This is a genomic window from Streptomyces sp. NPDC031365 (genome assembly GCF_055569765.1).
The window spans coordinates 479,453-489,667 of sequence record NZ_JBVIIM010000001.1; the positions used below are offsets into that span (position 1 = coordinate 479,453).

7 protein-coding genes and 1 pseudogene are annotated in these 10,215 nt (G+C 72.2%); 6 read left to right on the top strand and 2 right to left on the bottom strand.

Going from position 1 to position 10,215, the window contains the following annotated elements; translation table 11 throughout:
• Window positions 1-424 precede the first annotated feature (424 nt).
• On the top strand, window positions 425-3,958 hold the full coding sequence (gene mfd, locus ACZ5C2_RS02280) for a transcription-repair coupling factor (protein WP_468785589.1): 3,534 nt from the start codon (window positions 425-427) through the stop codon (window positions 3,956-3,958).
• A 71-nt stretch (window positions 3,959-4,029) separates the two neighbouring features.
• Here the strand turns inward: mfd and ACZ5C2_RS02285 are convergent, their stop codons facing one another.
• On the bottom strand, window positions 4,030-4,215 hold the full coding sequence (locus ACZ5C2_RS02285; RefSeq protein ID WP_468785591.1) for an antitoxin: 186 nt from the start codon (window positions 4,213-4,215) through the stop codon (window positions 4,030-4,032).
• A 175-nt stretch (window positions 4,216-4,390) separates the two neighbouring features.
• Between ACZ5C2_RS02285 and ACZ5C2_RS02290 the strand changes: the two genes are divergently transcribed.
• Entirely contained in the window at window positions 4,391-5,158 is a 768-nt protein-coding gene (locus tag ACZ5C2_RS02290) for an HNH endonuclease family protein (protein ID WP_468785778.1), read from the top strand.
• Between the two features lie 21 nt (window positions 5,159-5,179).
• Here ACZ5C2_RS02290 and ACZ5C2_RS02295 read toward each other — a convergent pair.
• Window positions 5,180-5,374 (bottom strand): annotated as a pseudogene (locus ACZ5C2_RS02295) (nucleotidyltransferase family protein); the annotation flags it as partial.
• A gap of 465 nt (window positions 5,375-5,839) precedes the next feature.
• Here ACZ5C2_RS02295 and ACZ5C2_RS02300 point away from each other — a divergent pair.
• From ACZ5C2_RS02300 to ACZ5C2_RS02315, 4 genes are all read left to right on the top strand, one after another.
• A complete protein-coding gene (locus ACZ5C2_RS02300) occupies window positions 5,840-6,457 on the top strand; it encodes a hypothetical protein (protein WP_468785593.1) in 618 nt (205 codons plus the stop codon).
• 38 nt (window positions 6,458-6,495) lie between these two features.
• On the top strand, window positions 6,496-7,992 hold the full coding sequence (locus ACZ5C2_RS02305) for a protein kinase domain-containing protein (protein WP_468785780.1): 1,497 nt from the start codon (window positions 6,496-6,498) through the stop codon (window positions 7,990-7,992).
• Window positions 7,993-8,220: 228 nt separating this feature from the next.
• Window positions 8,221-8,871, top strand: coding sequence for a SurA N-terminal domain-containing protein (locus tag ACZ5C2_RS02310; protein ID WP_468785595.1), 651 nt, complete (start codon window positions 8,221-8,223; stop codon window positions 8,869-8,871).
• Between the two features lie 149 nt (window positions 8,872-9,020).
• Window positions 9,021-10,016: a nucleoside triphosphate pyrophosphohydrolase gene (locus ACZ5C2_RS02315; RefSeq protein ID WP_468785597.1), complete on the top strand. Its 996-nt coding sequence runs from the start codon at window positions 9,021-9,023 to the stop codon at window positions 10,014-10,016.
• Window positions 10,017-10,215: the final 199 nt, after the last annotated feature.

The window sequence follows — 10,215 nt, forward strand, 5'->3', positions numbered from 1 at the left end:
TCCTTCCTGTCGGCTCGAATAAGTTCCTGAACCCCCATCGCCCCAGACGATCCAAGCGGGGGGGGGTGGGGGGGGGACCGCCCCGGGAGGGGGGGGTGGGGGGGCCTCCCCCCCCCCCCGGGCACGTGCGCGCCACGCCACCCCCCACCCGCGAGCCGGCCCGGCGGCACGGCCCGCCTGTGAACCCCGGGGCGCCGTCGCCGTGGCCTGCCCTTCCGCGTCACCGAGTCGTGTGGCGGGTGCGCGTGGGCCGGGTGCCCTGGGTGCGGAGCCTGCCTGGTGGGTCAGCCGCAATCCCGTTCACCGGTCGACGGACGGTTGTCCGCAGCCCCGGCGCCCGCAGCGACGTACTCTGGATAACCCCCGGCCCGCGGCGCGCGTCGGGCCCGTCGTGTTGCACACCCCCGGAGGGAAAGCGCCCCGAATGAGCCTGCACGGTCTGCTCGACGCCGTAGTCAAGGACACCGCCCTCGCGGAAGCGATCTCCGCGGCCGCCGACGGCAACCGCATGCACGTCGACCTCGTCGGCCCACCTGCGGCCCGCCCCTTCGTGATCGCCGCCCTGGCCCGCGACACGGGCCGCCCCGTACTCGCCGTGACGGCGACCGGCCGCGAGGCCGAGGACCTGGCCGCGGCCCTGCGCTCCCTCCTCCCGTCCGAGGGCGTCGTGGAGTACCCGTCCTGGGAGACCCTCCCGCACGAGCGGCTCAGCCCGCGCAGCGACACCGTCGGCCGCCGCCTCGCCATCCTGCGCCGCCTGGCCCACCCCCGCCCCGACGACCCCGAGACCGGCCCCGTCTCCGTGGTCGTCGCGCCCGTACGCTCCGTGCTCCAGCCGCAGGTCAAGGGGCTGGGCGACCTGGAGCCCGTCTCCCTGCGGACGGGCGAGAGCGCCGATCTGAACGAGATCGTCGAGGCCCTCGCCGCCGCCGCGTACGCACGGGTGGAGCTGGTGGAGAAGCGCGGTGAGTTCGCCGTACGCGGCGGCATCCTCGACGTGTTCCCGCCCACCGAGGAACACCCCCTCCGGGTGGAGTTCTGGGGCGACGACGTTGAGGAGATCCGCTACTTCAAGGTCGCCGACCAGCGCTCCCTGGAGGTCGCCGAGCACGGCCTGTGGGCGCCGCCCTGCCGCGAGCTGCTGCTCACGGACGACGTACGGGAGCGCGCGCGGGTCCTCGCCGAACAGCACCCGGAGCTGGGCGAACTGCTCGGCAAGATCGCCGAGGGCATCGCCGTGGAGGGCATGGAGTCCCTGGCTCCCGTCCTCGTCGACGACATGGAGCTGCTGCTGGACGTGCTGCCCAAGGGCTCCATGGCCGTCGTCTGCGACCCGGAGCGGGTGCGCACACGTGCCTCGGACCTCGTGGCCACCTCGCACGAGTTCCTGCAGGCCTCCTGGGCGGCCACCGCCGGCGGCGGCGAGGCCCCCATCGACGTCGGCGCGGCCTCCTTGTGGTCCATCGCGGACGTCCGCGGCCGCGCCCGCGAGCTGGACGTGATGTGGTGGTCGGTGTCGCCGTTCGCCGCGGACGAGGACCTCGACTCGGACACCATCAAGCTCGGCATGCACGCCCCCGAGACCTACCGGGGCGACACCGCGCGGGCGCTCGCCGACACCAAGGGCTGGCTCGCCGACGGCTGGCGCACGGTGTTCGTCACCGAGGGCCACGGCCCGGCCGCCCGCACGGTCGAGGTGCTCGGCGGCGAGGGCATCGCCGCACGCCTCGACAACGACCTCGGCGAGATCACTCCGTCCGTCGTGCACGTCTCCTGCGGCTGCCTCGACCACGGCTTCGTCGACCCGGCGCTCAAGCTCGCCGTCCTCACCGAGACCGACCTGACCGGTCAGAAGGCATCCGGCCGTGAGGGCGCCCGGATGCCGGCCCGGCGCCGCAAGACCATCGACCCGCTGACCCTGGAGGCGGGCGACTACATCGTCCACGAGCAGCACGGCGTGGGCCGCTACATCGAGATGGTGCAGCGCACCGTGCAGGGCGCCACCCGCGAGTACCTGGTCGTGGAGTACGCCCCCGCCAAGCGCGGCCAGCCCGGCGACCGCCTCTACATCCCCACCGACCAGCTGGAACAGATCACCAAGTACGTCGGCGGCGAGGCGCCCACCCTGCACCGGCTCGGCGGCGCGGACTGGACCAAGACCAAGGCGCGCGCCAAGAAGGCCGTCAAGGAGATCGCCGCCGACCTGATCAAGCTGTACAGCGCCCGTATGGCCGCCCCCGGTCACGCCTTCGGCGCCGATTCGCCCTGGCAGCGCGAGCTGGAGGACGCCTTCCCGTACGCGGAGACGCCCGACCAGCTCACCACCATCGCCGAGGTCAAGGAGGACATGGAGAAGACGGTCCCCATGGACCGCCTGATCTGCGGCGACGTCGGCTACGGCAAGACGGAGATCGCGGTACGGGCCGCCTTCAAGGCCGTACAGGACGGCAAGCAGGTCGCCGTCCTCGTCCCCACCACGCTGCTGGTGCAGCAGCACTTCGGCACGTTCAGCGAGCGGTACGCGCAGTTCCCGGTGGTCGTGAAGGCGCTGTCCCGCTTCCAGACCGACACCGAGGCCAAGGCGGTCCTGGATGGGCTGCGCGAGGGCTCCGTTGACGTCGTCATCGGCACCCACCGCCTGTTCTCCACCGAGACCAGGTTCAAGGACCTGGGCCTGGTCGTGGTCGACGAGGAGCAGCGCTTCGGTGTCGAGCACAAGGAGCAGCTCAAGAAGCTGCGCGCCAACGTCGACGTGCTGACCATGTCCGCCACGCCGATCCCGCGCACCCTGGAGATGGCGGTCACCGGCATCCGCGAGATGTCCACGATCACCACCCCGCCGGAGGAGCGCCACCCGGTGCTCACGTTCGTCGGTCCGTACGAGCAGAAGCAGATCGGCGCCGCCATCCGCCGCGAACTGCTCCGCGAGGGCCAGGTCTTCTACATCCACAACCGGGTCGAGTCCATCGACCGGGCGGCTGCCCGGCTGCGCGAGATCGTGCCCGAGGCGCGGATCGCCACCGCGCACGGCCAGATGTCGGAGTCGGCGCTGGAGCAGGTCGTCGTCGACTTCTGGGAGAAGAAGTTCGACGTGCTGGTGTCCACGACGATCGTCGAGTCCGGTATCGACATCTCCAACGCCAACACCCTGATCGTGGAGCGCGGGGACAACTTCGGGCTCAGCCAGCTGCACCAGCTGCGCGGCCGGGTGGGACGCGGACGGGAGCGCGGTTACGCGTACTTCCTCTACCCGCCGGAGAAGCCCCTGACGGAGACCGCGCACGAACGCCTGGCCACCATCGCCCAGCACACGGAGATGGGCGCGGGCATGTACGTGGCCATGAAGGACCTGGAGATCCGCGGCGCCGGCAACCTGCTCGGCGGCGAGCAGTCCGGACACATCGCGGGCGTCGGCTTCGACCTGTACGTGCGGATGGTCGGCGAGGCGGTCGCGGACTACCGGCGCCAGCTGGAGACGGGCGAGATCGAGGAGGAGCCGCCGCTCGAGGTCAAGATCGAGCTGCCCGTCGACGCGCACGTCCCGCACGACTACGCGCCCGGCGAGCGGCTGCGCCTCCAGGCGTACCGGGCGATCGCCTCCGCCAACAGCGAGGAGGACATCAAGGCCGTACGCGAGGAACTGGTCGACCGCTACGGCAAGCTGCCGGAGCCGGTGGAGAACCTGCTGCTGGTGGCGGGGCTGCGCATGCTGGCCCGCGCGTGCGGAGTCGGGGAGGCCGTGCTCCAGGGCACCAACATCCGCTTCGCGCCGGTGGAGTTGCGGGAGTCGCAGGAGCTGCGCCTGAAGCGCCTCTACCCCGGCACGGTCATCAAGCCGGCCGCCCACCAGGTGCTGGTGCCGCGCCCGAAGACCGCGAAGGTGGGCGGGAAGCCACTGGTCGGACGGGATCTGCTCGGCTGGGTGGGGGAGTTCCTGACATCGGTCCTGGGCTCCTGAGGCCAGGACCCGGACAGCCGGCCGTCCACGGCGGTGGTCGCCGTGGACGGTCCTGACGGGTGCGCGAGGCCTTACGGCTGGTCGGGACGGTCGCGGTCCATACCGAGCCGGCGTTCGGCCTGCTGCTGCGCGGTGTCGATGTGCTGCTCGTGCTTGCCGCCGGTCCTCTCGTTCATCTTCTTCTCCGCGGCGTCCGAGGCCCGGTGGCCCTTCTCGCGTGCCGCCTTGTTGCTCTTGAACTTGTCGAGGATGCCCATCCAAGGCTCCTTCCGGAGGTGACTCCGTACCGACGATACGCGCGGTTTGCGATGAATGCCCGGAAAGGTCCTGACTGGTCTGGACCAGTCGCTCGTTACGGTGGGATCCGGCGTCGGTCCGTCCGCGCCGGGGCAGGAATCACAAGAGCGAGGGAGGGGCGCGGTGACGCGATACATGGGGTGGGGGAGGAGAGTCCGGCGCACGGGACCGGCGGTGATCGCCTCGGTGGCACTTCTGGCGGGCTGCGAGGGGCTACAGGAGACGGATTCCCCGGCCGGCGGCGGAGGCGGGAAGGCGGCACCCGACGGGCGTGCCGTCAGCCCGCTGGACAACCCGGACGGCACCGAACCGGGCCTCGCGCCGGTGACCGGCGAGAAGAACCGTGCGGCGGCCGTCGGTCTGATCGAGAAGGTGACCACCAAGGGCCGCGGCCCGAAGACGGGCTACGAACGGGACGAGTTCGGCTATGCGTGGATGGACAGTGCGGACGGGGTGCCGCTGGCGAGGAATGGATGCGACACGCGCAACGACTTGCTGAGACTGCACGGTCGAAACGTCGAGTTCCGTTCGGGTTCCGACTGTGTGGTCGTCTCGATGGACCTGTACGACCCGTACACGGGCAAGGACATCGCCTGGAAGAAGGCGAAAGCCTCCGAGGTGCAGATAGACCACGTGGTGCCGTTGTCCTACAGCTGGCAGATGGGCGCGTCGCGCTGGTCGGAGTCCAAGCGGAAGCAGCTCGCCAACGACGCCCTCAATCTGCTCCCGGTCGAGGGCCGGGCCAACTCGGCGAAGTCCGACTCGGGGCCCGCCGCCTGGCTGCCGCCCGACAAGCAGGTCCGATGTGCCTACACCGTCCGCTTCGCCCAGGTCGCCCTCAAGTACGAGATGGCGGTGACCGCACCGGACAAGCGGATGATGCTGGAACAGTGCGGCGGCTGACGACGGCGGGAGCGGCCGGCCTCAGCCGTCTTCCGCGGCCGCCGTGCCGGTGGCCGGCCAGTCCAGCACGGTCGGTTCGGGCCACTGCCCCCGCCACCGTGCCGCCTTCGCTTCGTAGACCGACCGCGGGGCGAGCACCGGGTTCGGCCGGACGACGAGGCTGAACACGTGGGACAGGCCATGGGGTGCGTACACGCGCCACCGGCCGTCCGCCTCGGTGCAGGCCTTTTCGACGCCCTTGTCCTCGGCGGCCTTCGCGTCGGACTTGCCGTCCGCCTTCGTCCCGCCGGACTGCCGCCGCACGGACGCGGAGGTGCCCTCGTCGGTGGAACCGCCCTCCGAGTCGCCGGAGTTCGCCGAAACGGCGAACTGGCGCGCGGGAACGCCCTGGTGATCCGTCGTGCGGGTGGAAACGGCGGCCAGGCGCGCGTGCCCGTGTTCTCCGACCACGACGTGCTCGCCGGACAGGCCGGCCGGCTCGGCGAACAGCTCCTCCGCGGCATGTACGACGGCCTGACCGACGGGACGATCGTGCCCGACTGAGCCCGGTGGAGCCTTTGACCGTCCACCCCGGATGCTTCGCGACGACAACGGTTCGGTACATCACGGGACCGGTTGTCGCCCCGGGCCTATACGCTCGGACTCCGAGTTCCCATCGGCTACACCTGTCCAGGAGCAGTCATGTACGGCCACGGCGCGGCGCCGCCCACCCCCAGCGGCGCATCGGTCATCACGCAGCGCGTGCTGTACGCCGCCGCCGGACTCCTCTGCTGCGGCCTGTTGGCCTGTGTGCCGCTGTTCCGCGTCGCGTTCCTGCGGGGACGGACCCTCGACTGGGCGGCGGCCTGGGTGAGCATCCCGCTGGCCATCGCCTGCGGGGCGGTGGCCGGTTCGCTGCCGGAGTCGGACTACCGCACCGACCTCGCCGTGTTCGTGATGCTGACGCTCGGCGCGGCCGCCACCGCGTACTTCCTGATCGTGGACATCCGCTTCCACCGGCGGCAGGGCCCGTACGCGGCCCAGGTGCCGCTGTCGCCGCACTCCACGACGATGCACGCCCCGGGCGTCCACACCCCGTACGGCTACCCGCAGCAGGTTTCGCCGTACGCGTCCACGCCCGTACCGCAGCCGCAGGCCCCCCACACCCCCGTACCGCCGCAGCCGCAGCCGCAGCCGCCGCAGCGGCCCGCGCCGGCCAGGATCGACCAGGTGCGTGCCGAGCTCGACGAACTCAGCGACTACCTGCGCCGGCAGGACGGGCAGCAAGGACAGCAGGGCAACAGCGAAGGCGGAAGGTGAGCGTGACGACGGGACGTGTCGTCGCCGGCCGCTATGAACTGTCCACGCTCATCGGACAGGGCGGCATGGGACAGGTCTGGACGGCCTACGACAAACGGCTGGACCGGCGGGTGGCGGTCAAGCTGCTGCGCCCCGACAAGGTGGCCGGGCAGGAGGCCGACGAACTGCGCCGGCGCTTCGTGCGCGAGTGCCGGGTGACCGCACAGGTCGACCATCCCGGCCTGGTCACCGTCCACGACGCGGGCAGCGAGGGCGAGGAACTGTTCCTCGTCATGCAGTACGTCGACGGCGCCGACCTCGGCGACCACCTCGCCGAACACGACCCGTACCCGTGGCAGTGGGCGGTGGCGGTGGCCGCGCAGCTGTGCGCCGTACTGAGCGCCGTGCACGCCGTGCCGATCGTCCACCGCGACCTCAAGCCGCGCAACGTGATGGTGAAGCAGGACGGCACCGTCACCGTGCTCGACCTCGGTGTGGCCTCGGTCATGGACGCCGACACCACGCGGCTGACCCACACCGGCACCCCCATCGGCTCGCCCGCCTACATGGCCCCCGAGCAGGCGATGGGCGGCGCGGTCGGCCCGTACACGGACCTGTACGCACTCGGGGTGCTGATGCACGAGCTGCTCAGCGGCGACGTGCCGTTCGCCGGTTCGACGGCGCTCGGCGTGCTGCACCGCCACCTGTACGAGCCGCCGGTACCCGTGCGCCGGATACGGCCGGCTGTCCCCGAGAGCCTGGAGGCTCTGGTGCTGCGGCTGCTCGTCAAGGACCCCCAGCACCGCCCCGGCTCCGCGCAGGAGGTCTACGAGGACCTGGCGCAGCTGCTCCCCGCGCGGGGAGCACCCACCGGCGCACCCCTGGACCCGACCCGCCCCTTCCTGCGCCCGCACGCCCCCTGGCCGGACCGCGCCCGCACACCCGCGCCCCAGCCGGCCCCCGCCGCGCCGACCGCACCCGCGGCGGAGAAGGCGGATGTCGCCGCCGCCGTGGATGAGGTGAAGCGGCTGCTCGGCGAGGGCCGCATCACCCAGGCCGTCGACATCCTCGGCTCGATCCTGCCCGTCGCCGCCGACCAGCACGGCGAGCACTCCCCGGTCGTGCGTACCCTGCGCAAGCAGTACGCGGCCACGCTCCTGGACGACGGCCAGTACCGGCGCGCCCTGCCCGAACTGCGCCGTCTCGCCGACGAACGCGCCACCGAGGCCGGCCAGGCCGACCCGCAGGCGCTGCGCTACCGCTACGAGGCCGCCCAGTGCCTGGAACAGCTCGGCGAACCGGCGGCGGCGCTCGCCGAGTACCGGGCGCTGCTGGCGTATTACGAGAACCAGTACGTGGCAGCCGGTGACCCGCAGCTGGCCCATGACGTCCGCCGCCGCATCGGCCATCTGCTGCTCGCCCTCGGCGACCGGGCCGCGGCGCACGACACGCTGGCCCGGCTGCTGCACGACGTGGAGCGCGTCCAGGGCCCCGGGCATCCGCTCGCCGCGGAGGTCCGCCGGACCCTGCAGTGGCTGGGACAGGTGCGCGGCTAGACGGGAAGAGCGGGCCCGCGGACAGGCGGAAGGGCGGGCGGACGGAGGGGCGGATAGCGGGACGACAGGCCACAAAGAGGCCGTAAGGCCGGACCGCGAGGGCGCGGCGGTGCCGGAAGTCGCCGTGAATCGTTGGTCGAATGGGTTGGCCAGAGCTTGGCCGATGCCTACCATCGATCACCGCAAGACTTTGTGCACCGCCGCACAAGCTCTTCTCAGGAGGTCTCCTTGCACCGCCGCCGTCGCACCGCGCTCCTCCTCACCGCCGCGATCGCCGCGGCGGCTCCCCTGCTCACCGCCTGCGGAAGCGACGCGCACCCCGGTGCCGCGGCCGTGGTCGGCGGGGAGCGGATCACCGTGTCGCAGCTGGAGAACCGGGTCGACGAGGTCCGGGCGGCCCAGCGGGCGGCGGTGCCGGACGAGGCGCAGTACCAGCAGGCCATCGCGCGGACCGGCAGCCTGACCAGGGACACCCTGCACGGCATGGTCCTGGACCGGGTGCTGGAGCGCGCCGCGCAGGACGCCGGCGTCACGGTCGGGGACCGCGAGATCCAGCAGATGCGGTCCGGTCTGGAACAGCAGGCCGGTGGCGCCGAGGCGCTGGAGGCCGCCTGGCTCCAGCAGTACGGCATCCCGCCGCAGCGGCTCAAGGAGAACCTCCGCCTCCAGCTTCAGGCCCAGAAGCTCGCCCAGCGGCTCGGTACCGACACCAGCCGGCCCGAGTTCTGGCAGGCGCTGTCCGAGGCGGGCAAGGATCTCGACGTCGATCTCAACCCCCGCTACGGCGACTGGGACGTGCAGAAGAGCAGCCGGGTCGACGCCAAGACGCCGTGGGTACGGGACGTCACGGCGGCCTCCGTGGCTCCGCAGGGCCTCTGACGGGGGCGGGGGCGGCGGGCAGCCGGCTTGTGCGTACCGCGCCTGTGGACAACGCCTCCGCGCCCACCGGGCCTGTGGGCAACCGGCCCGCGCCTACCGGGCCTGTGGACGACTCGGGAGCTGTCGGTGGTGTGGGCTAGTTTCGGAGCGTGAACGCAATCAGCCCCGCACCGACGCCGGAGGGCGGCCCCGGCCGTGTCGTCCTGCTCACCACCAGCCACCGCGTCGCACCCGGCCTGCTGTCCTGGCCGGCCTGGCAGCTCCTGCACGCGGCCGACCGGGTGCTGTGCGCGGACGGCGCGCACCCGCAGTTGCCATATCTGCGGGAGGCGGGCATACCGGTCGAGGAGGCCTCGCCGACCGCCGAGGAGATCGTCGACGTCTGCTCCGGCGGGCGGACGGTGGTGGTCGTGGCGACGGGGGAGGGCGAGCCCGCGCTGACCGACGGCCTGGCGCGGCTGGCCGGGACCGGCCGGGTGCGCATGCCCGAGCTGGAGCTGCTGCCCGCCTCCTACGATCTGCCGGGCGCCCGTCTGCTCGACCTCGTGCAGGTCATGGACCGGATCAGGGCGGAGTGTCCGTGGTCGTCCCGCCAGACGCACAAGGGCCTGGCGAAGTACGGCATCGAGGAGGCGTACGAACTCGTCGAGGCCATCGAGGAGGGTGACCGGGACGAGCTGCGGGAGGAGCTGGGAGATGTACTCCTCCAGGTGGTCTTCCATGCCCGCATCGCCGAGGAGCACCCGGAGGAGCCGTTCTCCGTCGACGACGTGGCGGGGGGCATCGTGGCCAAGCTGATCCACCGGCACCCGCATGTCTTCGGCGAGGCGACGGCGGACACCCCCGAGGACGTCAAGGCGCACTGGCTGCGGACGAAGGCGGAGGAGAAGCGGCGCAGTTCGGTGACGGAGGGGGTGCCACTGGGTCAGCCGGGGCTGGCGCTGGCGGCCAAGCTGGCGTCGCGGGCGCGGACGGCGGGACTGGACGTGCCGGTGCCGGCGGGTGAGGGGGTCGGCTACGAGCTGCTGGCGCTGGCGTCGCGGGCGGAGGCGGCGGGGGTGGATCCGGAGGCGGCATTGCGGGCGGCGGCGCGGGTGTATCGCGACGCGATTCGCTTCGCGGAGGGTGGTCGGGGCGAGGGCTGAGCGGGGTGCGGGCACGGGGGCGAAGGGTGAGCGGGAGTGCGGGAGTGCGGGAGTGCGGGGGTGCGGGGGTGCGGGGGTGCGGGGCAGCAAGGGTTTCGCCCCCGCCGCCCCTTCCCGTCCCGTCCTGGGGGGGGGGGGGGGGGGGGGAAACAAGCCTGGCGACGGACCGATAGACGACAATAGGAGGGGGGGGAGGAGG

Coding starts and splice junctions, on each gene's coding strand:
- ACZ5C2_RS02290 (WP_468785778.1), top strand. CDS start 4,391: ATGGGGTGGGGGAGGAGAGTCCGGCGCACGGGACCGGCGGTGATCGCC.
- mfd (WP_468785589.1), top strand. CDS start 425: ATGAGCCTGCACGGTCTGCTCGACGCCGTAGTCAAGGACACCGCCCTC.
- ACZ5C2_RS02285 (WP_468785591.1), bottom strand. CDS start 4,215: ATGGGCATCCTCGACAAGTTCAAGAGCAACAAGGCGGCACGCGAGAAG.
- ACZ5C2_RS02300 (WP_468785593.1), top strand. CDS start 5,840: ATGTACGGCCACGGCGCGGCGCCGCCCACCCCCAGCGGCGCATCGGTC.